The sequence below is a fragment of the Paraburkholderia sp. IMGN_8 genome (assembly GCF_038050405.1).
GTDB lineage: Bacteria > Pseudomonadota > Gammaproteobacteria > Burkholderiales > Burkholderiaceae > Paraburkholderia.
In genome coordinates, this window is the sequence record NZ_CP150900.1 from 1,198,136 (window position 1) to 1,222,778 (window position 24,643).

Annotated in this window: 19 protein-coding genes and 2 pseudogenes; 15 read left to right on the top strand and 6 right to left on the bottom strand. The window is 63.8% G+C overall.

Annotated features, from left to right (window positions below; genetic code table 11):
• Positions 1-266: 266 nt before the first annotated feature.
• Positions 267-1,844 (bottom strand): acid phosphatase, encoded by a 1,578-nt coding sequence (locus WN982_RS05800; RefSeq protein WP_341314800.1) that lies wholly within the window; start codon positions 1,842-1,844, stop codon positions 267-269.
• 307 nt (positions 1,845-2,151) lie between these two features.
• On the opposite strand from WN982_RS05800, the gene WN982_RS05805 reads away from it, so the two are divergent.
• Positions 2,152-3,465: a cytochrome c peroxidase gene (locus tag WN982_RS05805; protein ID WP_341314801.1), complete on the top strand. Its 1,314-nt coding sequence runs from the start codon at positions 2,152-2,154 to the stop codon at positions 3,463-3,465.
• 36 nt (positions 3,466-3,501) lie between these two features.
• Here WN982_RS05805 and WN982_RS05810 read toward each other — a convergent pair whose 3' ends face one another.
• Positions 3,502-3,741 (bottom strand): hypothetical protein, encoded by a 240-nt coding sequence (locus tag WN982_RS05810; protein ID WP_341314802.1) that lies wholly within the window; start codon positions 3,739-3,741, stop codon positions 3,502-3,504.
• Positions 3,742-4,003: 262 nt separating this feature from the next.
• Here WN982_RS05810 and WN982_RS05815 point away from each other — a divergent pair.
• Positions 4,004-4,243 (top strand): annotated as a pseudogene (locus tag WN982_RS05815) (hypothetical protein); the annotation flags it as partial.
• A 112-nt stretch (positions 4,244-4,355) separates the two neighbouring features.
• Positions 4,356-4,805 carry an NUDIX hydrolase gene (locus tag WN982_RS05820; protein ID WP_341314803.1) on the top strand — a complete coding sequence of 150 codons (450 nt, stop codon included), beginning with the start codon at positions 4,356-4,358 and terminating at the stop codon, positions 4,803-4,805.
• Between the two features lie 55 nt (positions 4,806-4,860).
• Here the strand turns inward: WN982_RS05820 and WN982_RS05825 are convergent, their stop codons facing one another.
• Positions 4,861-5,739 (bottom strand): transporter substrate-binding domain-containing protein, encoded by an 879-nt coding sequence (locus tag WN982_RS05825; RefSeq protein WP_341314804.1) that lies wholly within the window; start codon positions 5,737-5,739, stop codon positions 4,861-4,863.
• Positions 5,740-5,945: 206 nt separating this feature from the next.
• On the bottom strand, positions 5,946-7,655 hold the full coding sequence (locus WN982_RS05830) for a glutamine--tRNA ligase/YqeY domain fusion protein (RefSeq protein ID WP_341314805.1): 1,710 nt from the start codon (positions 7,653-7,655) through the stop codon (positions 5,946-5,948).
• Positions 7,656-7,911: 256 nt separating this feature from the next.
• Between WN982_RS05830 and ggt the strand changes: the two genes are divergently transcribed.
• Positions 7,912-9,666 (top strand): gamma-glutamyltransferase, encoded by a 1,755-nt coding sequence (gene ggt, locus WN982_RS05835; protein WP_341314806.1) that lies wholly within the window; start codon positions 7,912-7,914, stop codon positions 9,664-9,666.
• Positions 9,667-9,715: 49 nt separating this feature from the next.
• On the top strand, positions 9,716-10,288 hold the full coding sequence (locus tag WN982_RS05840; RefSeq protein WP_341314807.1) for an alpha/beta hydrolase: 573 nt from the start codon (positions 9,716-9,718) through the stop codon (positions 10,286-10,288).
• A 132-nt stretch (positions 10,289-10,420) separates the two neighbouring features.
• On the opposite strand, the gene WN982_RS05845 is transcribed toward WN982_RS05840, so the two are convergent.
• A complete protein-coding gene (locus tag WN982_RS05845; RefSeq protein WP_341314808.1) occupies positions 10,421-11,641 on the bottom strand; it encodes a CaiB/BaiF CoA-transferase family protein in 1,221 nt (406 codons plus the stop codon).
• Positions 11,642-11,937: 296 nt separating this feature from the next.
• On the opposite strand from WN982_RS05845, the gene alaS reads away from it, so the two are divergent.
• Positions 11,938-14,562, top strand: a complete 2,625-nt coding sequence (gene alaS, locus WN982_RS05850) for an alanine--tRNA ligase (RefSeq protein WP_341314809.1) — start codon at positions 11,938-11,940, stop codon at positions 14,560-14,562.
• A gap of 921 nt (positions 14,563-15,483) precedes the next feature.
• Here alaS and WN982_RS05855 read toward each other — a convergent pair.
• A complete protein-coding gene (locus WN982_RS05855) occupies positions 15,484-16,389 on the bottom strand; it encodes a LysR substrate-binding domain-containing protein (protein ID WP_341315725.1) in 906 nt (301 codons plus the stop codon).
• Positions 16,390-16,505: 116 nt separating this feature from the next.
• On the opposite strand from WN982_RS05855, the gene WN982_RS05860 reads away from it, so the two are divergent.
• From WN982_RS05860 to WN982_RS05900, 9 genes and pseudogenes are all read left to right on the top strand, one after another.
• A complete protein-coding gene (locus tag WN982_RS05860; protein ID WP_341314810.1) occupies positions 16,506-17,780 on the top strand; it encodes a YbfB/YjiJ family MFS transporter in 1,275 nt (424 codons plus the stop codon).
• 417 nt (positions 17,781-18,197) lie between these two features.
• Positions 18,198-18,519: pseudogene (locus WN982_RS05865) on the top strand (threonine aldolase); the annotation flags it as partial.
• 72 nt (positions 18,520-18,591) lie between these two features.
• Positions 18,592-19,122: an NUDIX domain-containing protein gene (locus WN982_RS05870; RefSeq protein WP_341314811.1), complete on the top strand. Its 531-nt coding sequence runs from the start codon at positions 18,592-18,594 to the stop codon at positions 19,120-19,122.
• 23 nt (positions 19,123-19,145) lie between these two features.
• Positions 19,146-20,294: an iron-containing alcohol dehydrogenase gene (locus WN982_RS05875; protein WP_341314812.1), complete on the top strand. Its 1,149-nt coding sequence runs from the start codon at positions 19,146-19,148 to the stop codon at positions 20,292-20,294.
• Between the two features lie 48 nt (positions 20,295-20,342).
• A complete protein-coding gene (locus WN982_RS05880; RefSeq protein WP_341314813.1) occupies positions 20,343-20,792 on the top strand; it encodes a thioesterase family protein in 450 nt (149 codons plus the stop codon).
• 4 nt (positions 20,793-20,796) lie between these two features.
• Entirely contained in the window at positions 20,797-21,735 is a 939-nt protein-coding gene (locus WN982_RS05885) for a branched-chain amino acid ABC transporter permease (protein WP_341314814.1), read from the top strand.
• Positions 21,728-23,014: a branched-chain amino acid ABC transporter permease gene (locus WN982_RS05890; RefSeq protein WP_341314815.1), complete on the top strand. Its 1,287-nt coding sequence runs from the start codon at positions 21,728-21,730 to the stop codon at positions 23,012-23,014. The genes WN982_RS05885 and WN982_RS05890 overlap by 8 nt, the downstream gene beginning before the upstream one ends.
• Positions 23,011-23,763: an ABC transporter ATP-binding protein gene (locus WN982_RS05895; RefSeq protein WP_341314816.1), complete on the top strand. Its 753-nt coding sequence runs from the start codon at positions 23,011-23,013 to the stop codon at positions 23,761-23,763. The genes WN982_RS05890 and WN982_RS05895 overlap by 4 nt, the downstream gene beginning before the upstream one ends.
• Positions 23,760-24,473: an ABC transporter ATP-binding protein gene (locus WN982_RS05900; protein WP_341314817.1), complete on the top strand. Its 714-nt coding sequence runs from the start codon at positions 23,760-23,762 to the stop codon at positions 24,471-24,473. Before WN982_RS05895 ends, WN982_RS05900 begins: the two co-directional genes overlap by 4 nt.
• Positions 24,474-24,643 lie beyond the last annotated feature (170 nt).

The window sequence follows — 24,643 nt, forward strand, 5'->3', positions numbered from 1 at the left end:
GCTGTCGAACTCCTTGATGAGTGGGCCAAGCCTGTAACACGCTGCTTGAAGTGTCGAGCCGCCATCGACGGGAACGATCGCGCCTTCGCTCGAAGCATACGCCGGGTAACGACGGCGCGTTTGGGGCTCGGCTTGTGTCCCTGCTCGTGTCATGGCTTACGTCCGGCACGAGCGCGTCAGCCCGCCCTCTGCGCGACGAAAACAAAAAAGGGCAGCCGAAGCTGCCCTGTCAAAGCCGCGCCGTCAGGCGGACTGTTGCTTGGCGATTATTGTTTGATGTTCAGCGCGGCCGTCAGATCGCCCATCGGCTTGCCGCCGTTGCTGACCAGCGCGGCGTCGCGAGCCGAGATGCCCGGCAGCGTCGGCAGCGCGAAGCGGTGTGTGATGAAGCGCAGGATCGACGTCGTGTCGTACTGCGTATGATCGACGAAACCCTTCTTCGCGTACGGCGAGACGATCAGCGCCGGGATCCGCGTGCCCGGGCCCCAGCGATCGCCCTTCGGCGGCGCCACGTGATCCCAGAAGCCGCCGTTTTCGTCGTACGTGACGACCACCAGCATGTTGTTCCACTGCGGGCTCTTCTGCAGATGCGAGATCACGTCGGCGATGTGCTGGTCGCCCGACGCGACATCGGTGTAACCCGGGTGTTCGTTCAGGTTGCCCTGCGGCTTGTAGAACGACACTTGCGGCAGCGTGCCGGCGTCGATGGCCTTGATGAACTCGGAGCCGGCCATGCCGCCGTCGAGCAGGTGCTGCGCGCGGTTCGCGGTGCCCGGCGCGAGATCGGCAAAGTAGTTGAACGGCTGGTGATGCGGCTGGAAGTTCGGCGCGGTCAGATTCGGGCCGTAGATCACGTTCGACGTGCCGGTTTGCGTCGCCGACAGCGCCGCGCCCCATGCGCCGCCGTACCACGCCCACGACACGTTCGCATTGTTCAGCAGGTCGCCGATGTTCTGCTGCGTCTGCGCCGGCAACGTGGTGGCGAGGCTCGGATCGGCCAGCGTGGCGTCGCCGCCCGAAGCCGCCTTGTTGCCGCTCGGCTGATACGGCGGCTGCATTGTGTTGATCGCGTAGAAGTCAGGCGTCAGGTTGCCCGACAGCACATATTTCGGCGGGCCGCTCAACGCCGAAGCCGGTGAATTGGCCGCGAGCTTCAGCGTGACACCGTCGCTTTCCACCGCCGAGATCGATACCGCCGCCGGGCTCTTGTCCGCGTTCGGATAGGTCGGCGTGCATGAGCAAATCAGCCATTGGTGGTTCAGGAACGAGCCGCCGAATGCGCCCATGAAGAAGTTGTCGGCCAGCGTGTATTGCTGCGCGATTTTCCACAGCGGCAGCTTGTCGGCGTCGAGCGTGTAATGGCCCATGACGAGGCCGCCGGAATCCGCCCATGCGGCGAACTTGTCGTTCTTGCCGCCGTTGATCTGCATCTGGTTCTCGTAGAACCGGTGGTACAGGTCGCGCGTCGTGGCGGTGATCGGCGTGTTGAAGCCGTTCGGATCGTCGATGGCGAACGGGCTGTTCGGCAGGTTGGCGGTCATGGCCTGCGTCACTACCGGCGTCACGCCGGTTTGCGTCAGGCCGTTCCACACTTGCGGCAGCGTCGCGAGCGGTGTGCCGTTCCGGTCGACCTGCGTTGCGCTCGCCGCCGTCACGTTCTGCAAGCCGTTGGCGCCCGGGAAATTGCCGTACAGATTGTCGAAGCTGCGGTTTTCCGCGTAGATCACCACGACAGTCTTGATCGACGTGATGTCCGGCTGCGTGACTTCGCTGCCGCCGCATGCATACAGGCCCAGCGCTGCGGCGATCGCGATAGGCGTCGCGCAGATCAGTTTCTTGTTCATTTGGTATGTTTTCTCTCTCGCATTGGGGACCGGCTTGTGCAGTGCTTGCACGGATGGCCGCGGACGAAAGTCTCGCAAGGGAATTTGACAGAGAGATGTAATTAATTACGAATGCATTCGTTCCAAGGTTTTTCGTCGGCCATATGTCATTTAAACGACATGTCGGTGAAATACGCTCGCGCACTTCAACATCGAAAGCACTCACATCATTCTTATGCGGCTTGGTCTGACGGGGATTCGGGAAAGGGTGGTTCGGCTGGCGGCGCGGCGTCTTGTGCGGCCGGCTGGGTTCGGCGCTGCGCTGGCGATGGCAATGACTGTGGCGGCGTGCGATGCACGGGCGCCGTCGGCCGGCGGGGCGGCTGCTGTGGCGTCGGATGTGGCAGCAAGCGCGTCGCACGCCTCGGCGCCCGCGGTCGCGATCTCTGCCGCACCTGCGGCGGCCTCGGTGGTGCAAGCGGCTGCGCATGACGGTGGCCAGACCCGCGCGCAAGTTTACGAATCGGTGCGCCAGATGACGGCGCTCGGCAAGCAGCTGTTCTTCGACGCGTCGCTGTCCGGCTCGGGCAAACTGGCGTGTGCGTCGTGCCACAGTCCCGATCACGGGTTCGCGCCGGCCAATTCGCTGTCGGTGCAACTCGGCGGCAGCGATATGCACCGCACCGGCATGCGCGCGGCGCCCACGCTCACGTACCTGCAATCAGTGCCTGCATTCGCCGAGCATTATCACGAGTCGGATGACGAAGGCGACGAAAGCGTCGATGCGGGTCCGACCGGCGGTTTGACGTGGGACGGCCGGGTCGACCGCGGTGCGGACCAGGCACGGATTCCGCTGTTGTCGTCGTTTGAAATGGGCAGCACGCCGCAGAAGGTGACGGCCGCCGTGAAGGCCGCGCCGTACGCCGACGCTTTCCGCGCGGCATTCGGCGAACACATTTTCGACAATGACGACGCTACCTTCAAAGCCGTGCTGCAAGCGCTGGAAACCTTCGAGCAAACGCCCGAGCTTTTCTATCCGTACACCAGTAAATACGACGCCTATCTGGCCGGCAAAGCGCAACTGACCAAAGCGGAATTACACGGTCTGCAGGTCTTCAACGACGAAAAGAAGGGCAATTGCGCGAGCTGCCATATCAGCCAGCGCAGCAGGGATGGCGCACCGCCCCAGTTCAGCGATTTTGGTTTGATTGCGATCGGTGTGCCGCGCAACCGGGCGCTGCCGGTGAACCGCGATCCGCATTTCTATGACCTCGGCGCCTGCGGGCCGGAGCGTACCGATCTGAAGGGGCGCGCCGAGTTTTGCGGCATTTTCCGCACGCCGACGCTGCGTAACGTCGCGTTGAAGAAGAGCTTCTTCCACAACGGTATCTATCATTCACTGGACGAGGCGGTGCGCTTTTATGCCGAGCGCGATACGAATCCGGAGAAGTTCTATCCGGTCTCGAAGGGGAAAGTACAGAAGTTCGACGATTTGCCGCAGCGTTACTGGGCCAATCTGAATACCGAGCCGCCGTTCGATCGCAAGCCGGGCGACAAGCCGGCGCTCGACGAGGCTGAGATCAAGGACGTGGTGGCGTTCTTGAATACGCTGACCGATGGATACAAGCCGGCCGCGCAGTGAACGCGATCCGGGCGGCCTGGGCCGCCCGGATCGCGTTCAACTGCCTGTGCCCGTGAGGATCAGATAGCAGCCGACCAGCAGCAGCGCAAACGATGCGAGCAGACAAGCGGTGCCGACCCGTCTCAGCAGATTTGGCCAGTGTGCGCGCGGAAATCCGTCCATACGCACGATGCGCCGCGCGAGACCTGGATCTCGGCGGATGGCAACCGGCATGAGCGCTACGCAAAGCAGCGCAAGGGCGACGGTGAAAGTTTCGAGGGCGAACGAGATATCCATGATGAGCTGTTTGAAGCTTGATCTGTGCTGAGGCGCAGCAATCAATCTTAAGCAGGCTTTTCCTATGAGGATATGAGACGTGTCCTAAAAACGCTGAGCAGACGGCGTGCCCGTTTGTGCTGGCTCGGCGTCAATCGGCAGCCGCGGGTTACCTCGCGCGGTCACTCACGGCGGGACGCCATGCTATGCTTTTGGGGTCCAGATCATGAGCTGAGGCTTGCACGCTTGTGACCGCCCGAATCAATGTCGAGGAGAATCCTTCATGTCGATGCGAACCCGTGCTTTCTTTCATCTGACAGTCGGCGGCCTGCTGCCTGGCGGCGCGATCAGCGCGCAAGCGGCAAACCTCGGTTTTCTGAACGACACGCCGCTCAGCTGGATGAAACAGCGTGACGTCGACTCGATCAATGCAGCCGTGATCACCGCGCTGAACACCAGGCAGGACGGCGAAAGCGCGGACTGGGTCAACGAAGGCACCGGCAACAGCGTGAAAATCGACGCCTGGCAGCTGCAGAAAAAGCACTGAGCATGCAGGCCAGTATGACAAAGAAGCGCGCAGCCTCGCGGCCGGCGCTGTCCGGAGCCATGCATCCGGCCGATGGCGCGGTGCGGCGATGAGCGCGCGGGTCGTGTCGTGCGGCATCGTGCTGCTCGATCCGGATGGGCGGGTGCTGCTCGCGCACGCCACCGAAACGTCGCATTGGGACATTCCGAAAGGACACGGGGAAGAGGGCGAGGCGCCGCACGTCACTGCGCTGCGCGAGATGGTCGAAGAGACCGGCATCGCGATCGCGGCCGAGCGCCTGAAAGATCTCGGCCTGTTCGTCTATCGGCGTGACAAGGATCTGCATCTGTTCGCCGCGCGCGCCACCGCCGGCGAACTGGATCTGTCTTCGTGCATTTGCACGTCGTTGTTTCCGCGCCGCTCGGACGGCACGCTGATTCCCGAAATGGATGCGTACCGCTGGGCCGCGCCGGACGAAGTCGAACGGTATGCGAGCCACAGCCTCACAAGGCTCTTTCAAACCACGCTTTCACTCGCGGAGCTGCATCGCTCGCTGTAGCGGCAGCCGTGCGGGCGGTCCCACGCCCCGGCTGGCTGCCCGGCGTCCTGGCGCTTCAGTCGAGCGCGCGGTCGTTCGGATGAGCGAACAGCGCGCGGTTCTGCTCCGACAGCGGAAAATTCAGATTGATGCCGTGCGGCGGAATCGGCTGCGTGAACCACAGCTTGTACAGACGTTCCGCATCGCCGGAGGTCTGGCCGCGCGCGATCACACCATTCACCAGATTGCGGAACGGCTCGTCGCCCTTGCGGAACATGCATGCGTAGACTTCATAGCCGAGCGGTGTACCGGTTACCGCGAAGTCTTCGGGGTGCGGGTCGGTCGATTTGAAACCGTACACGATCGGCTCGTCCATCACGAAGGCCACCGCCCGATCGTCCTTGAGCGCGGCGAATGCTTCCTGATGATCGCGCGCGCTGGTGATGCGCATGTTTAGCTGTCTATCGGTGTTCAGGCGGCGCAGCAGGCGTTCGTCGGAGGTGCCGGCGGTCGTGACCACCGTCTTGCCGGCTAGATCCTGAAAGTCCGTGATGCCGCTGCTCTTGCGCGCGATCATGCGCACCGCGTACTGGAAGAAGCTGTTCGAGAAAGCGGCCAGATTCTCGCGCTCGACCGTGTGCGTGGTCGAGCCGCACTCCAGATCGATCTGATTGTTCAGCAGCATCGGCGTGCGGTTCGACGAGGTGACGGTGATTTCGTGCACCTTCAACTGCGGCATGCCGAGCGTCTTCCTGATTTCATCGACGATCTGCAGCGCGATAGTCTGCGAGTAGCCGACTGTGTGCTTGCCGTCGAAGTAGGAGAAGGGAATCGACGCTTCGCGCACGCCGAGCACGACCACGCCGTCGTCGTGGATTTTCTTCAGCGTGCCGGTCAGTTCGTCGGCGTGAGCGGTGCACGCGAGCGATGCTGCGCCGCATATGAACAGCGCCACGAGCGCTCCACGTGCTCCGCGTGTGCCAAGTGCCATGCGTTCGGAATGTACTGCAGGAACGGTACGCGCGTGACGTGTGCCCCATGCACTCGCCCCGCGGCGGGCTGCAACTTTCATCGGATCTCCCGGACCGGCGCGCACCTCGCATCACAAGATGCACGCCGTGTTCAACTCCAGATCTTCTATGAGCGAAAAGCCGTTCCAGCTTACGCCGGCTTGCCCCAACTGTCGCGCAGACTGACGATGCGATTGAATACGGGTTTGCCCGGTTTCGAATCGACGCGGTCGGCGACAAAGTAGCCGTGGCGCTCGAACTGATAGCGCTGTTCCGGCAGCGCGTCGCGTGCGCCCGGTTCCAGGTAGGCATTGACCACGCGCTTCGAATCCGGATTCAGCGCTTCGAGGTAGTCGCGGCCGCCCGCGTCCGGTTGCGGTTCCCTGAACAGACGGTCGTAGATGCGCACCTCGGCCGCGCACGCGCCTGCGGCGCTGACCCAGTGGATGTTGCCCTTCACCTTGTAGTTGTTCGCGCCTTCTGTGCCCGATTTGCTGTCCGGGAAGTAGTTGCAGTGGACTGCAACGACGTTGCCGTTCTCGTCTTTTTCAGCGCCCGTGCATTCGATCACGTAGCCGTAGCGCAAGCGCACCTTGTTGCCGGGGAACAGGCGGAAATAGCCCTTCGGCGGCGCTTCGGTGAAGTCGTCGCGCTCGATCCACAGTTCGCGAGAGATCGGGAATTCGCGCACGCCGTGTTCCGGATGGTGCGGGTGCACCGGCGCGTTGCAGGATTCGGTGACGCCCTCGGGGAAGTTGTCGACGATCAGTTTGACCGGGTCGAGCACAGCGGCGATGCGCGGCGCCTTCTCATCCAGATCGTCGCGCAGCGCGCCTTCGAACACGCTCATGTCGATCCACGAATCGACCTTGGTGACGCCGATGCGCTCGCAGAACAACTGGATGCCCTCCGGCGTGAAACCGCGCCGGCGTAGGCCGACGATGGTCGGCATACGCGGGTCGTCCCAACCGTCGACGTGGCCTTCGGTCACCAGTTGCAGCAGCTTGCGCTTGCTGGTGATCGCGTAGGTCAGGTTCAGGCGCGAAAACTCGATTTGTTGCGGCAGCGGACGCGTGAAAATGCCAGCTTCGGCCAGCTCGTTCAGAATCCAGTCGTACAGCGGACGGTGGTCTTCGAATTCGAGTGTGCACAGCGAATGCGTGATGTTTTCCAACGCGTCCGAGATGCAGTGCGTGTAGTCGTACATCGGGTACACGCACCATGTGTCGCCAGTGCGGTAGTGATGCGCGAAGCGGATCCGGTAGATGACCGGATCGCGCATATTGAAGTTCGGCGACGACATGTCGATCTTCGCGCGCAGCACGTGCTCGCCTTCCTTGAACTCGCCGGCCTTCATGCGGCGGAACAGGTCGAGGTTGTCCTGCACGGAGCGATCGCGGAACCGCGACGGCGTGCCGACTTCGGTTGCCGAGCCGCGGTTCGCGCGCATCTCTTCGGCCGACTGGCTATCCACATACGCCTTGCCGCGCTCGATCAGCAGCTCGGCGAATTCGTACAGCTTGTCGTAGTAGTCGCTTGCGAAGTAGAGCTGTTCCTTGCCGTCTTTTTCCCACTCGAAGCCGAGCCAGCGCACGGAATCGATAATCGAGTCGACGTATTCGACGCTTTCCTTTTCCGGATTCGTGTCGTCGAAACGCAGATGGCACACGCCGCCGTAGCTGCGCGCCACGCCGAAATTCAGGCAGATGCTCTTTGCGTGACCGATATGCAGATAGCCGTTCGGCTCAGGCGGAAAGCGCGTTTCTACGCGTTGGCCCCACTTGCCGGTGCGGTTGTCGTCGTCGATGATGTTGCGGATGAAATTGGATGCCGCGGGCGCGTCGTTGCGTTCGGTATTCATGCGAGATGGTCAAAGTCTGTCGGGGGCGCGCAATGCGCTCACTTATCCGTCAATTCTACCTGACGACTCTCGTCGCGGCAGGCGAATGCGGTGCGCAGCCAACGTTTGAGCGGTTTGGGCGGAATGTTGAGGTCCGGCGACGCGCGGCGAAATGCGCTAGAGGTGCTATAACGACAGGCCACGCCACCGTTGGCCGCCTTGCACGAACGCCTGCCGTTCGTGCAACATGACGCCCTTGGTTCACGGAGTTTCTCGGATGTCCGTCCCGACGCACGACGCGCCTCGCGCACCTTTCGCCTCTCTTTCCCTCGCTCGAATCCTGACGGCCGCGGCCGTGTTCGCCGCATTCACCGGCAGTTTCGTCGCCCCGGCGCCCGCGCTGGCGAAAACCGCCACGCCGAAGACCGTGCTGGACGCCTCGGCGGTGGCCGTGCCGGATCGCTACAGCGCCGACACCGCGCAGCAGATCTTCGCCGCCGGCGGCAACGCGGTGGATGCCGCGGTGGCGATCGCCTTCACGCTCGCCGTGACTTATCCGGACGCCGGCAACATCGGCGGAGGCGGTTTCATGACGGTGTTCATGGACGGCAAACCGTACTTTCTCGACTATCGCGAACGCGCGCCGCAACTGGCGAGCCGTGACATGTACTTCGACGACAAAGGCAACCTCGTGCCGGGCATGAGCCTCGTCGGCCATCGCGCGGTAGGCGTGCCGGGCACGGTCGACGGCATGTGGGAAGCGCAGCAGCGTTTCGGCAAGCTGAAGTGGAAGCAGGTGATGGCGCCGGCGATCCGTTACGCTACCGACGGTTTTCAGGTCGAGCCGTGGCTGCAGAAACGCCACGACGACGCGGCGAAGGATTTTGCCGGGAAGACCAATTTCGATGCCTATTTCTCGAATCTGAAAGCGGGCGTCACGTTCCGTCAGCCCGAGCTCGCGCAAACCCTGTCGCGCATCGCCAGCGACGGCGGGCGTGAATTCTACGAAGGCCGCACCGCCGATCTGATTGCCCGGCAGATGTACGGCCACGGCCTCGTGACCAAAACGGACCTGATTCAATACAAGGCGGTCTGGCGCCAGCCGGTCACCGCAGAGTGGAACGGCTACAGGATCGTCTCGGCGCCGCCGCCGAGTTCGGGCGGCATCGGACTGATCCAGATGCTGAAAATGAAGGCGGATCTGAAGCCGGCCTTCGACGGGCTCGAACTGAACTCCGTGCCGTACATCCACCTGATCGCGCAGATCGAAGACCGCGTGTTCGCCGATCGGGAGCAGTACCTGGGCGACCCGGATTCGTACAAGACGCCGGTCGACAAACTGATCGACGATGCCTACCTCGCGCAACGTGCCGACGAGGTCAAACCCGATGCATTGCCGGGCGCGACGCCGGTCAAACCGGGCCTCGGCGACACGATGCCGGAAAAAGCGCAAACCACGCATTTCTCGGTGGTCGACAAGTGGGGCAACGCCGTATCGAACACTTACACGTTGAATGGGCCGTTCGGCTCGGGCGTGGTGGTGGATGGCGGCGGCTTCCTGCTGAACGACGAAATGGATGACTTCGTCACCAAGCCGGGCACCGGGAATCAGTCCGGCGTGACCGGCAACGAAGTCAACACCGTGGCGCCGGGGCGCCGGCCGCTGTCGTCGATGGCGCCGACCATTTTGCTGAAGGACAACAAGGTGTCGCTCGTGATCGGCACGCCGGGCGCCTCGCGCATTTTCACATCGATCTTTCAGGTGATGACGAACCTGTACGACTTCAGTATGGCGCCCGCCGATGCACTGGCTGCAATGCGTTTCCATCACCAGTTGCTGCCGCAGAAGACGATCTACTGGGAGCCGTACCATCCGATCACGGGCGAGTTGGCCGAGCAACTGCAAGCGAAGGGCTATACGTTGCAAGGACAGCAGTTCAACGGCGACGTGCAACTGATTCGCGTCGACGGCACGAACCCGGAGCCGGCAGCCGATCCGCGCGGCGTGGGCGTGGGACGTGTATTTCATTGAACTGCGGCTTCGGCCGACCCAAAAAAAACGACCTGTGACGGGGAAGGTGATGAGCGGGCAAAAAACAGAAGTACTCGTGCTGCCGGGCTACCAGAATTCCGGCGAGGGCCACTGGCAAACGCGTTGGCAGGCGCTTGATCCCGCGTTCGCGCGTGTGCAGATGCCGGACTGGGATCATCCCGCGCGCGATGTGTGGTGCCGTACGCTCGATGCGGCGGTAGCCGCTGCCGATGCCCCGGTGGTGTTGGCCGCGCACAGCCTCGGCTGTCTGACCACGGCTTTCTGGGCGGCGCAGTACGCCAGCGCCGCGCAGCTTGCGAAGGTGGCGGGTGCGTTGCTGGTGGCCGTGCCCGATCCGTCGGGGGCGCATTTCCCGCAGGATGCCAGCGGGTTTGGGCCGGTGCCGCTGGCGCGTTTACCGTTTGCGAGCATTGTTGTCGCCAGTAGCGACGATCCGTACGGCGCCATGCCGTTCTCACAGACCTGCGCGACGGCGTGGGACAGCCGCTGGATCGGCATTGGGCCGCGCGGTCATATCAACGCCGACAGCGGGCTCGGCGATTGGGACGAAGGGCGGCGCTGGCTGGCCTCGTTCAGCAAGCCGGAGGGGGCGTCGAAGTGAGTTCCCCTTGGCGGGTTGGGCGCGACGGGCGCTGGCCTTGAGTGACTGTGGCGCGCTGCCATGGGTGCCGCCTGGAGTGCCGCCTGGACTCAACGCTCCGGTTCGGACGCCGACACCGCTTCGCTGCCATGCTTAAATCACCGACTGCCCCCGCAACGCCGCAATCCGCGCCTCGTCATAACCGAGCACGTCGCGCAGGATGCGGTCGGTGTGCTCGCCGAGCGTGGGCGGATGGGCAAGCGCCTCGGGTGGCGTGCCGCTCATATTGATCGGATTGCGCACCAGCTTGACCGTGCCTCCGGACGGATGCGGCAGATCGACTTGCATGCCGCGCGCCACCACCTGCTCGTTCTCGAACACCTCGCCCAGATCGTTGATCGGCCCGCACGGCACGCCGGCGGCTTCCAGCGCGGCGATCCATTGCTGCTTGCCCTGCAGGCGGACCATGTCCGCGAGGATCGGCACCAGAATGTCACGGTGGCGCACGCGAGCCGGGTTGCTCGCGAAGCGTTCGTCGTCGGCCAACTCCGCACGGCCACCGGCTTCGACAAACTTGCGGAACTGGCCGTCGTTGCCGACCGCGACGATGATCCAGCCGTCGCTGGTCTGGAAGGTCTGGTAGGGCACGATGTTCGGATGGGCATTGCCCCAGCGCACCGGCGGCTGGCCGCTGGCGAGAAAATTCGAATTCATGTTGGCAAGCATCGCCACCTGCACGTCGAGCAGCGCCATATCGATGTACTGGCCTTCGCCCGTGCGGTCGCGATGCGTGAGCGCGGTCAGCACGGCGATGGTCGAATACATGCCGGTCATCAGGTCGGCGATCGCGACGCCGGCTTTCTGCGGGCCGCCGCCCGGCTGGCCGTCGCGCTCGCCGGTAATGCTCATGAAGCCGCCGATGCCTTGCACGATGAAGTCGTAGCCCGCCCGCTGCGCATACGGCCCGGTCTGCCCGAAGCCGGTCACCGAGCAGTAGATCAGATCGGGCTTCACTTCTTTCAGCGACGCGTAATCGAGACCGTACTTCTTCAACTGGCCGACCTTGTAGTTCTCCAGTACCACATCGCTTTGCGCGGCCAGTTCGCGGATGATCCGCTGGCCTTCGGGCGACGCGATATCCACGGTGACCGAACGCTTGTTGCGGTTCGCCGCGAGGTAGTAGGCGGCCTCGCGCGTATCGTCGCCTTGCGGCGTTTTCAGATACGGCGGCCCCCAATGACGGGTGTCGTCACCGACCTCGGGGCGTTCGATCTTGATGACGTCGGCGCCGAAATCGGCCAGCGTCTGCGCGCACCAGGGCCCGGCGAGCACGCGTGTGAGGTCCAGCACGCGGATATGACTGAGAGCGCCCATATTCTTCGATGTCTCCTAGGTAGCCGAAGCGGCGCGTGAGGCGCCGTCGATGTGGGCAATCTTAAGCGATTCCCGCGCGGCGGCGCAGTCAGCCGAACGGCATAGGACGAATGAAATGCCTCGCCATGTCCCGCGCTACCAGGTGAAACCTGGCCGAACGGCTAACGGTGCACAGCGGGTGCGGGGCGCGCCGCCGCGCACGGGCGCCGATCCCGTATAATCAGTCGTTTAAGAAACAATCAGTTGGCGCATCCCCATGATGCCGCCGGAAACAGTCAGGACCGTCCCCGCACGCTATGAAAGCCGCCGAAATCCGCGAGAAATTCCTCAAGTTCTTCGAATCGAAGGGCCATACGATCGTCCGCTCGTCGAGCCTTGTGCCCGGCAACGATCCGACACTGCTCTTCACCAATTCGGGAATGGTGCAGTTCAAAGATGTGTTCCTCGGCGCGGAGTCGCGTCCGTATTCGCGCGCCACGACCGCGCAGCGCAGCGTGCGCGCCGGCGGCAAGCACAACGATCTGGAAAACGTCGGCTACACCGCGCGTCACCACACGTTCTTTGAAATGCTGGGCAATTTCTCGTTCGGCGACTACTTCAAGCGCGATGCAATCCACTACGCGTGGGAATTGCTGACGGGCGTGTACCAGCTGCCGAAAGACAAGCTGTGGGTCACCGTCTATCACGAAGACGACGAAGCACACGACATCTGGGCGAAGGAAGTGGGCGTGCCGGTCGAACGGATCATCCGCATCGGCGACAACAAGGGCGCGCGCTACGCGTCGGACAACTTCTGGCAGATGGCCGATACCGGCCCGTGCGGCCCGTGCTCGGAAATTTTCTACGACCACGGCCCGGACGTGTGGGGCGGCCCTCCGGGGTCTCCTGAAGAAGACGGTGACCGCTACATCGAGATCTGGAATCTCGTGTTCATGCAGTTCAACCGCGATGCTCAGGGCAACATGACGCCGCTGCCCAAGCAGTGCGTCGATACCGGCATGGGTCTTGAGCGTATTGCCGCGGTGTTGCAGCATGTGCACAGCAACTACGAGATCGACCTGTTCCAGGCGCTCATCAAGGCAGCCGGCCGCGAAACCGGCGTGGCCGATCTGACGAACAACTCGCTGAAGGTGATCGCCGATCACATCCGCGCGTGCTCGTTCCTGATCGTCGACGGCGTGATTCCGGGCAACGAAGGCCGCGGCTACGTGCTGCGCCGTATCGTGCGCCGCGCGATCCGCCACGGCTACAAATTGGGCAAGAAGGGTTCGTTCTTCCATCGCATGGTCGCGGACCTCGTTGCGCAGATGGGCGACGCGTACCCGGAACTCAAAGAAGCGGAACAGCGCGTGACCGACGTGCTGCGTCAGGAAGAAGAACGCTTCTTCGAGACCATCGAGCACGGCATGTCGATTCTCGAAGGCGCGCTGGCCGACCTCGAAGCGAAGGGCGGCAAGACGCTCGACGGCGAACTCGCATTCAAGCTGCACGACACTTATGGTTTCCCGCTCGATCTGACGGCGGACGTGTGCCGCGAGCGCGAAGTGACGGTCGACGAATCCGCCTTCGACGAAGCGATGGCGCGTCAGCGCGAACAGGCTCGCGCGGCCGGCAAGTTCAAGATGACGCAGGGCCTCGAATACTCGGGCGCGAAGACCACGTTCCACGGTTACGAAGAAATCGTCTTCGACGACGCGAAAGTGATCGCGTTGTACGTAGACGGTGCGTCGGTGAAGGAAGTGACCCACGGCCAGCAGGCGGTTGTTGTGCTCGACCACACGCCGTTCTACGCGGAGTCGGGCGGCCAGGTCGGCGACCAGGGCGTGTTGGCTAACGCGAGCGTGCGCTTTGCGGTTACCGATACGCTGAAGGTGCAGGCCGACGTGGTCGGCCATCACGGCACGCTTGAGCAGGGCACGCTGAAAGTCGGCGACATCGTGAAGGCTGAGATCGACGCAGTGCGCCGCGCGCGCACGGCCCGCAATCACTCGGCTACCCATTTGATGCACAAGGCGCTGCGCGAAGTGCTCGGTTCGCACGTGCAGCAGAAGGGTTCCCTGGTGGACCCGGAGAAGACCCGTTTCGACTTCGCGCACAACGCGCCGATGACCGACGAGCAGATCCGTCGTGTCGAAGAAATCGTCAATGCCGAAGTGTTGGCGAACGCGCCGGGCATCGTGCGGGTGATGCCGTTCGACGAAGCGGTGAAGGGCGGCGCGATGGCGCTGTTCGGCGAAAAATACGGCGACGAAGTGCGCGTGCTTGACCTCGGTTTCTCGCGTGAGTTGTGCGGCGGCACGCACGTGCATCGCACCGGCGATATCGGTTTCTTCAAGATTGTGATGGAAGGCGGCGTTGCTGCCGGCATTCGTCGCGTGGAAGCGATTACTGGCGACAACGCAGTGCGCTTCGTGCAGGACCTCGATGCGCGGATCAATGCGGCGGCTGCTGCATTGAAGGCGCAGCCGTCGGAGCTGACGCAGCGGATCGTGCAGGTGCAGGATCAGGTGAAGTCGCTGGAGAAGGAGCTTGGCGCGTTGAAGTCCAAGTTGGCTTCGAGCCAGGGCGATGAGCTTGCCGGCCAGGCGATTGAAGTTGCCGGCGTGCATGTGTTGGCTGCCACGCTTGAGGGCGCGGATGTGAAGACGCTGCGGGAAACGGTCGATAAGCTGAAGGACAAGTTGAAGAGCGCGGCGATTGTGCTGGCCTCGGTTGAAGGCGGCAAGGTTAGTTTGATTGCCGGTGTGACGGCGGACGCCAGCAAGAAGGTCAAGGCTGGTGAATTGGTTAATTTTGTTGCGCAGCAAGTTGGGGGGAAGGGTGGTGGGCGCCCTGATATGGCGCAGGCTGGTGGGACTGAGCCGGCTAATTTGCCTGCGGCGCTTGCGGGGGTTAAGGGGTGGGTTGAAGGGCAGCTTTAAAGCTGCAGGGGTTTGCTGCGCGGGATTGGGGGGTGGTTTGCTCGCGCAGTAGTGGTTTTTTTGCCTTTCGCGGCGCTATTGGTTGTGTGCCTGCGGCGTTGGCCTTTCCTTGATTTCTTAGTGGTCTATTCGCGTCGCCCGTGTGCGGGGCAGGCACTTACTTTCTTTGCCGCCGCAAAGAAAGTAAGCAAAGAAAGCGGCTTCACCCCGCTAATTCTTAAGCGGGTCCCCTGGCTTGGAGGAGGTAGTGGAGCATCTGGAATCGGTGTTCTCGCACATTCCGCGCTGGTGACAAGGCAGTCATACTTCCGGCGGCGCTGCGCGCGCCGTAGCGGTACTTCACAAAACCCTCTGGTCGTTTCCGCTCCACGTTGAGGCAACCGCGGCGGCATATTTCACGCCGTAGCAATCTTCTGCGTCTCGCCGAATAACCTGCTGTGCGTTACTTTTCCAGCAATCCATAAAGCGCAAGCCGAAAATCACTTCGGCGCCTCGCCGAGGCGAAGTGCCTGGGTGCGCGAGTGCGCTCACCACTCCGAGTAAAACGCTATTGCCTTAGCCAGACATTGGGGACGCGAGGGGCGGACCACCGCGCCGAACCAGGCGCAGGCGCCCAAATCGCGAGACGGTTTGATGAAGTACCGCGTCGGCGCGCGCAGCGCCGCCGGAAGTATGACTGCCTTGTCACCAGCGCGGAGTGCGCGAGAACACTGATTCCAGATGCTCCACTACCTCCTCCAAGCCAGGGGACCCGCTTAAGAATTAGCGGTGTGAAGCCGCTTTCTTTGCTTACTTTCTTTGCGGCGGCAAAGAAAGTAAGTGCCGCCCCGCACAGGGGCGACGCGAATAGACCAATAACAAATCAAGGAAAGGCCAACGCCGCAGGCACACAGATATAAGCGCCGAGCAGGCAAAAACACGTTAAGAAAAAGCCACCGCCGCAGGCGACTCAACCGCACCATCAACACCGACTAGCGTGTTCTTCAGCGCATTTAGAGCAGAAGAAAAATGCCCCCGCCGCCAGACGAGAAGCGTCTCGATCACCCCAATATCAGCAAGCGCATGCACAGCAATATTGCTAGCATCGGCTTGCAAATCCAGCACCGACCGTGGCGCCACAGCCACCCCAGCCCCGGCGGCGACACAAGCCACAATCGCATGATAAGAACCCAGCTCAAGCACTCGGGCTGGCCTGACACCATGCTCCAAATACCACTTCTCGATATAAGCGCGATACGCACACCCGCGTTCAAACGCAATCAAAGTCGATAAAGCAATATCCCGCACTTCGCGAATCGGCCGATGCCCCCGCGGCGTCAGCATCACCAGTTCCTCGCGGAACACCGGCACCGTCTCGAACAACTCGCCGAGTACGGCAGGGTCCGGCGGCGTCGCCACCAGTGCGGCATCCACTTCGAATTCGCGTACCCGCTCGATCAGCTTGCCTGTGGTGCCGGTTTCGAGTTCGAGCGCGACGTCGGGCCAGTTCTGGTGATAACGCGCGAGCAACCCAGGCAGGCGCGTTGCCGCAACGCTCTCCATCGTGCCCAGCCGCAATCGCCCACTCGGACGATCCTGGCGCACGGCATGACGCGCCTCGTCGGCAAGCGCGAGCAGCCGCTCGGCGTAGGGCAGTAGCGTCTCGCCAGCCGGCGTCAGCACGAGGCGCCGGCCGTCGCGGATGAACAGATCAGTGCCCAGTTGTTCTTCAAGCTGCTTGATACGCGTCGTCACATTCGATTGCACGCGATTGAGCTTGGCAGCGGCGCGCGTTACGCCGTTTTCCCGCACGACGGCGCGAAAAATGGTCAAGGCGGCCAGATCCATGATTCTCTCCAAGCGATGGGTTGCATCCAAATTATTCATTTTTTGTGATCGAAAGGTCAAGCTAATATGGATCCAATGCGCCGGCGACCGCCGGCTCCGCTGGATTGCCACCGCCTATGAACGATCTCGCCTCGAATGTGCACGACGTCCGTGCCGAACGCCATGCTGCCCGCCGCGCGGCGCTTGCCTGCATGGTCACGCTGGCGGTGGCGCTCGGCATCGGACGCTTCGCGTTCACGCCGCTGCTGCCGCTGATGCTTCATGGCAGCGCCTTCGGGCAGCCGCAAATCGATATCCAGCACGGCGGCTGGCTCGCGTCGTTCAACTACGCGGGTTATTTCGTCGGCGCCGTCACCTGCGCGGCGCTGCGGGCCGAGCCGGCACGGATGGTTCGCGCCGGCCTCGTCGTCACGGTCCTGCTGACGCTGGCGATGGGTGTCACGAGCCAGTTCTGGATTTGGGCAGTGGTGCGTTTCGTCGCCGGCGCAATCAGCGCCTGGACCTTCGTATTCGCGTCGCAGTGGGGCCTGCGGCGGCTGGCCGAACTTGGCGCGCACGGGTGGGGTGGCGTGATTTACACGGGCCCGGGCGGCGGCATCGTCGGCACGGGATTGCTGGTCAGCGTCGCCGGCGGTTATGGCGCGACGGTGGGTTGGATCGGCTTCGGGCTCATCGCGGCGGTGCTGTCGATCGTGGTTTGGCCGGTATTCGGCGCGGCGCCCGCCTCCACCGCACGAAGCGCGAGCCCCCGTGCGGCCTCGACTACCGCTGCTCACGCGAACCAACACGCCGCGAGCCAAGGCATCCCACATCGCGCCGACGCCTTCTGGCTGGTCCTGCTCTACGGCGTGCCCGGCTTCGGCTACATCATTACCGCCACCTTCCTGCCGGTGATCGCGCGCCATGCGCTGCCGGGCTCGGCCTGGCCCGATCTGTTCTGGCCGATGTTCGGCGCGGCGCTCATCGTCGGCGCGCTGTTGGCGGCGTGGCTGCCGGTGCATTGGGACAATCGCACGCTGCTTGCCGGCTGCTATGTGCTGCAAGCCTTCGGCATTGCGCTGGGCATCGTCTGGCCGACGGCGGGCGGCTTCTCGTTCGGCAGCGTTCTGATCGGTCTGCCGTTCACCGCGATCACCCTGTTCGCGATGCGCGAGGCGCGCCGTTTGCGCGGCGACGATGCGGCAGGCCTGATGGGCTATGCGACCGCGGCGTATGGCGTCGGTCAGATCGTCGGCCCGCTGGTCGCCGCGCCGATCGCGGAACATACCGGATCGTTTTCGCCGGCACTGTGGCTGGCGGCGGGCGCGTTGCTGCTGGGCGCAGCCGGCCTGATCATCGTGGCCCGCATGCCGCGCGGCCGCGGCCGCATGCCCCATTGCGACTGCAACTAACGGCAATCCATTGAGGCGGCGCGGTACGACCGGACGTTGCGCGTGGAGCGCCGGAGGGTCCGATCGGCGCCCACCTTCTCACGGGATGTTCCACGAGCGCTGTATCAGCGCTTCCATGTCCATCTTCAAGGCCCGCGCCCACGAGCGTGCCTCACGACCGTCCCCAGGAGCGTCCCCTCACCAGCGTTTCCCATGAGCATCCCCGCGACCCGCCAGCCTCTCCACATCCGCCCCCGCCAATCTCGCCAACCAAAAGCAAATAACCTCTTAGCGCACTAAAATGACCGCTTTCCCGTCATCTCAGCGCGCCCGTCGCCGGACGCGTCGCCAGCCATGCAACATTTTGCGTCCGACAACTACGCCGGCATCTGTCCGGAGGGGCTCGATGTGCTGATCGCCGCCAACAACAGCGGCCTCGAAGTGCGTTTCATGCCGGCGCCCTGGCTCGGTCTGCTCGACGGCGACGTATGGTTGCGCAACGCGCGTCATGCGAACGCCATGGCGCAATTGCTGCAAAGGCGGTTGCAGGAAATTCCCGGCGTGAGCATCATGTTCCCGAGCGAATCGAACGCGGTGTTTGCGCAGCTGCCGGCGCAGGCGGCCAAGGCGATGCGCGCGCGGCTGGAAGTTCTACGAATCCATTGGCGCGGGCGGTTGCCGGTTGATGTGCGCATGGGACACGCAACCGGATACCGTCGAGCGTTTTGCTGCAGAAGTGCGCGAACTGTGCACGGCTTGAAAGCGCGCGCCGGGTACGGCGCGGCACGCAAAACATAATCAGACACAAGACATACAAGACGTCCCTCTCGCCATGACTCAATATCAATTTTGTCCACGCTGTGCCACGCCCCTGATCGAGCGCGCCGACGCCGAGCACGAAGGCGGCCGCGTGCGCCAGACCTGTCCCGATGCGGAATGCGGCTACGTCCACTGGAACAATCCGCTGCCGGTGGTGGCCGCGATCGTCGAGTACGAGGGCAAGATTCTGCTCGCGCGCAACGCCGCGTGGCCGGAAGGCATGTTCGCGCTGATTACCGGTTTTCTGGAGAACGGCGAGACGCCGGAAGAGGGCATCGCCCGCGAAGTGCTCGAAGAAACCTCGCTGCATACGGAGACGGTCGAGCTGATCGGCGTATACGAATTCATCCGCAAGAACGAGTTGATCATCGCGTATCACGTGAAGGCATACGGGATGATCGCGTTGTCGCCGGAATTGCTCGAATACCGGCTGATCGAACCGGCCAAGCTGCGTCCGTGGCGCGCGGGCACCGGTCAGGCGCTCGGCGAATGGATGCGTCGGCGCGGCTTGCCGTTCGAGTTTGTCGAAAGGCCTGGGCAATAGGCTCGAACAAAGGAAGGGACAACATGGCCTACATCTACTATCTGACCCATATCCATCTTGGCTACGACGCGCTGTCGCAACTGCCGTCGGAATGCGCGCGAATCGGTATCAAGCGGCCGTTGCTGATTACCGACAAGGGCGTGGTTGCAGCCGGCATCGTCCAGCGCGCGCTCGATGCGTTGAAGTTCGGCGACGTGCCGGTGTTCGACGACACACCGTCGAATCCGACCGAAGCGATGGTGCTGGCGGCCGCCGTGCGGTATCGCGACGAAGGCTGTGACGGGTTGATCGCGGTGGGCGGCGGATCGTCGATCGATCTGGCCAAAGGTGTGGCGATCGCGGCCACACACCCAGGCGCGCTAACCCAGTACGCGACCATCGAAGGCGGCAGCCCGAAGATCACCGAGGCCGCCGCGCCGCTGATCGCCGTGCCCACCACCGCGGGCACCGGCAGCGAAGTCGCGCGCGGCGCGATCGTGATTCTGAACGACGGCCGCAAGCTCGGCTTCCACTCGTGGCATCTGCTGCCGAAATCGGCGTTGTGCGATCCGGCGCTCACGCTCGGGCTGCCGCCCGGTTTGACCGCCGCGACCGGCATGGACGCGGTCGCGCACTGCATCGAAACTTTCCTCGCGCTAGCCTTCAATCCGCCCGCGGACGGCATCGCGCTCGACGGCCTGGAGCGCGCGTGGGCCAACATCGAACGCGCGACGACGGACGGCAGCGATCGCGCAGCACGCCTGAACATGATGAGCGCGTCGATGCAAGGCGCGATGGCATTCCAGAAAGGCCTCGGCTGCGTGCATTCGCTGTCGCATCCGTTGGGCGGCCTGGTGATGAACGGGCGCACGTCGCTGCATCACGGCACGCTGAATGCGGTCGTGTTGCCGGCAGTACTGCGCTTTAACGAAACCGCCGACACCGTGGTCGCCGAAAAGCGCTATGCACGGATGCGTCGCGTGATGGGTTTGCCGGAGAACGCGGATCTTGCGCAGGCGCTGTTCGACATGACCGCGCGGCTCGGTTTACCGACGGGGCTGAAGCAGATGGGCGTCGACGAAAGCGTGTTCGACAAAGTGATCCAGGGCGCGCTGGCCGATCACTGCCATCGCACGAATCCGCGCGAAGCGACAGCCGACGACTACCGCCGCATGCTGACCGAGTCGCTTTAAGGCACCCAGGCAGAACAACGACCGAGACAACGACCAAGACCCGTCACGATGAATAAACCCGCACCGGCCGCGCGCGCGGCGTACCCGCACTTTCTGCCGATCACGACGCGCTGGATGGACAACGACGTCTACGGCCATGTGAACAACGTCGTCTATTACAGCTACTTCGATACGGTGGTGAACGAGTATCTGATCCGCGCCGGTGTGCTCGATTTCGAGCACGGCGCGACGATCGGCCTCGTGGTCGAGACGTATTGCAACTATTTCGCGCCGCTGGTGTTTCCCGACCGGGTCGACGCGGGCTTGCGGGTCGTGCGGCTCGGTACGTCGAGCGTACGTTACGAAGTGGGGCTGTTCAAGGAAGGCGAAGATCAACCCGCCGCGCAAGGTCATTTCGTGCATGTTTATGTGGATCGCGCGACGCGTCGTCCGGTGACGCTGCCGGCGCAATTGCGCGCCGCGCTCGAACCGCTGACCGTGGCAACGGTGGCGGAATAGGCGCGTGCAGTCGTTCGTCATCAATCTGCTGAACGGGGTCAGCTACGGGCTGCTGCTGTTCATGCTGTCGGCGGGCCTGACGCTGATTTTCAGCATGCTAGGCGTGCTGAATTTCGCGCACGCGAGCTTCTATATGCTCGGGGCGTACGTCGGGTTTTCGGTGGCGGCGCATGCGGGGTTCTGGCCGGCGCTGGTGATCGCGCCGCTGATCGTCGGTGTGATCGGCGCGGCGATGGAACGCTGGCTGTTGCGTCGCGTGCGTCCGCACGGTCATCTTGCCGAGTTGCTGCTCACCTTCGGCGCGGCCTATCTGCTCGGCGAAACAGTCAAGCTCGGCTGGGGCTTGAGCGCACTCAGCGCGAGCGTACCGGCCGCACTCGAAGGTCCGTTGTTCACCGTCTACGGCGCGGCCTTTGCGCGCTATCGGGCGTTCATGATGGCCGTGTCGCTGGCGATGCTCGCGGTGCTCTACGCGGTGTTGCGCGTGTCGAAAGCCGGGTTGATCGTGCGCGCCGCGCTCACGCACGCGAGCGCCGTCGAGGCGCTCGGCCACAACGTGCCGCGCGTGTTCACCGGCGTGTTCGCGGCAGGCACGGCGCTCGCCGCGTTGGCCGGCGTGATCGGCGCGCCGCTCTTCGTGATCGAACCGGCGATGGCGGAGTCGGTCGGGTCGATCGTCTTCGTGGTAGTCGTGATCGGCGGGCTCGGCTCGTTGAGCGGGGCGCTCGCGGCTTCGCTGATCGTCGGCTGCGTGCAGACTTTTGCGGTGGCAAGCGATGTTTCGTTGGGCGACGTCATGTCGGCATTCGGAGCATCGCTGCCGTCCGCATGGGATGCGCTGACGCTCGCGCAACTCGCGCCGCTGATCCCTTATCTGCTGCTGATCGCGATGCTGGCGCTGCGCCCGCGCGGACTCTTCGGCCGGCGTGACGACCATGCGTGAACTACGCGAATCGGCCGAATCGCCCGTGATTCCGTCTCGCTCGAGGTGGCGCCTGATCGCGCCGTGGCTCGCGCTCGTTGCCTTCCTCACGGTGCCGCCGCTTGTCTGGCCGCAAAGCTGGCTGCTCGCCTATCTCGCGCAGAGCGCGACGATGATCGTTTTCGCGCTTTCGTACAACTTGTTGCTCGGTGAAACAGGGCTGCTGTCGTTCGGCCACGCCGCCTATTCCGGGTTGGGCGCGCTCGTTGCCGCGCAAGTGTTCAACCGGATCGGCGTGCCGCTGGTGTTGCTGCCGCTGGTGGGCGGCATCGGCGGCGCGTTGTGCGGCGTGTTGTTCGGTTTCGTCTCGACGCGACGTGCGGGTACCGCGTTCGCGATGATCACGCTCGGCATCGGCGAACTCGTCGCGGCGGCCGCGTGGACATTGCCCGACTGGTTCGGCGGTGCGGCCGGCGTGCCGATCGATCGCGCGAGCGGGCCGATGCTGGGGCGCTGGAGTTTTGGCCCCGCGTCTCAGGCCTATGCGTTGATCGCGCTGTGGTGCGTGCTGGCGACTGCCGCGATGTTCGCGCTATCGCGCACGCCGTTCATGCGGCTCGCCAACGCCGTGCGCGACAACCCGGCGCGCGCCGCGGCGATCGGCTGCTATCCGCGCCGCATCCGCTACGGCGTGGTGGTGTTGTCGGCATTTTTTGCGGGTATCGCGGGGACCTTGGGGTTGATCAATGTCGAACTGGTGTCGACCGAAAGCGTCGGCATGATGCGTTCGGGCGCGGTGCTGATCGCGACGGTGATCGGTGGAACGGCGGCGTTTTTCGGACCGGTGGCGGGCGCTATCGTCTTGACGTTTTTCAGCGTTGCGATGGCGAGCGTCACGCGGGCGTGGCTGTTCTATCTGGGGCTGTTCTTTATCGTGGTCGTCGTGGCTGCGCCCGATGGCCTCGCGGGCTTCGTGCAGCGGCACACCGCTCGCGTCGCCGACTACGGCTGGCGCGTGTGCAGCAAGGCTTATCTATGGGGCACAGCGTCTGCGCTGCTGTGGACGCTCGCCGTCGTGCTTGCTGTGCAGTGGGCGTACGCCGCGCAATTCGGCGCGGACGACGGCGCGGCTTTTAACGTAGTCGGCGTGCCGATGGCAACGGCCTCGTCGCATCTATGGCTGGGCATAGCGGTTTGCATCCTCGCGGTACTCGGCGTACTCGCGGCGCATTGCGCGGCGCGCGCGCGAGCACGCCTTGTCGCGTTGCGCCGCGCGCCGATAACCGGGGACGCACGATGATCCCTGCCCTCGCGCTTTACGGCATCGAGAAACGCTTCGGCGCGACGCAGATTCTGCGCGGCGTCGATCTCGCGATCGAGCCAGGCGAGCGTCACGCGCTGATCGGCCCGAACGGCGCCGGCAAGTCGACGCTCTTCAATCTGATCGCCGGCGGCGCGCGGCCGAACGCCGGGCGCATCGACATGTTCGGTGCGGAAATCACACGCCTGGCGCCGGCCGCGATCACGCGTCGTGGCCTCGCGCGCAGCTTCCAGACCACTAGCGTGTTCGCGCGGCTGAGTGTGTTCGACAGCTTGCGTTGTGCAGCGATGCTTGCCGAGCGCGATCGCACGCGCTGGTGGCAGCGCTTCGGCGGTTCACGCACGGTCGATGCGCGCGCCGAACAGGTGCTCGACGCAGTCGGGCTGAGCGCACGCCGGCACATCCAGGCCGGCACGCTCAGCTATGCGGAGCAGCGCGCGCTCGATCTCGGTCTTGCACTGGCGGGTGGCGCGCACACCTTGCTGCTCGACGAACCGACCGCCGGGATGAACCGCGCCGAGGCCGCGCGCGCGATCGAACTGATTCGCCAGACGACCGCCGGCCGCACATTACTGATGGTCGAGCACGACATGGACGCCGTGTTCGGTCTCGCCGACCGCATCTCTGTGCTGGTGCAAGGCCGCATCATCGCGACCGGCACGCCGTCGGCGATTCGCGCGGATGCGGCGGTGCGCGCCGCCTACCTCGGTGACGGTTTCGGCGCATGACGGCCCTGCTCGACATTCAAGGACTGAACGCCTGGTATGGCGCGAGCCAGGCGTTGCATGGCGTCACGCTGCGGCTCGACGCGGGCGAAGTGCTCGCGCTGGTCGGGCGCAACGGTTCCGGTCGCTCGACGCTGGCGCGCGCCATCATGGGCCTCGTGCGTAGCGAGGGCGAGCTGCGCTTTGCCGGCCATTCGCTCGGCGGGCTGCGCACGTTCGAAATCGCCCGTCTGGGGCTCGGCTATGTGCCCGAGCATCGCGATGTGTTTCCGACGCTGAGCGTCCACGAGAATCTGCAACTCGGCGTCGCGCCGCGTGACCGAGGCCGCACGCCGCGTTTCGCCTTCGACGACGCCTACGAACTATTCCCTGTCTTACGCGAACGAAAACGCACGCGTGCCGGCGCATTGTCGGGCGGCGAGCAGCAGATGCTGACCTTGGCCCGAACGCTGCTCGGCGACCCTGATCTGCTGGTGATCGACGAACCCGGCGAGGGCCTCGCGAGCCAGGTGATGGGGCAGATCGCGCAGTGTCTGCGGATGCTGCGCGATCGCGGCGTGGCGATGCTGCTGATCGAACAGCGGCTTGTGATCGCGCAAGACATCGCCAGCCGTGTCGCGGTGATGGGGCATGGCGAGATCGTTTTCGATGGCGTACTCGCTTCGTTTCTGAAGCGGCCCGACGTGATGCAGGAATGGCTCGGCGTGGGTTAACCGCTGAGCGGCGTGCCGTGATTTTATTGCGCCGCGGCATTCGAAATTGCGATCGATTTGCTCTCCTGCTGTGAGCTCGACGCGCAATGAGCCTCGGTCGGGGCGTCGATCACGCCAACCTTGCCGTTTGAATCCCATTTTCGGATAGGCCGCTCGCGCCCGATGCATGC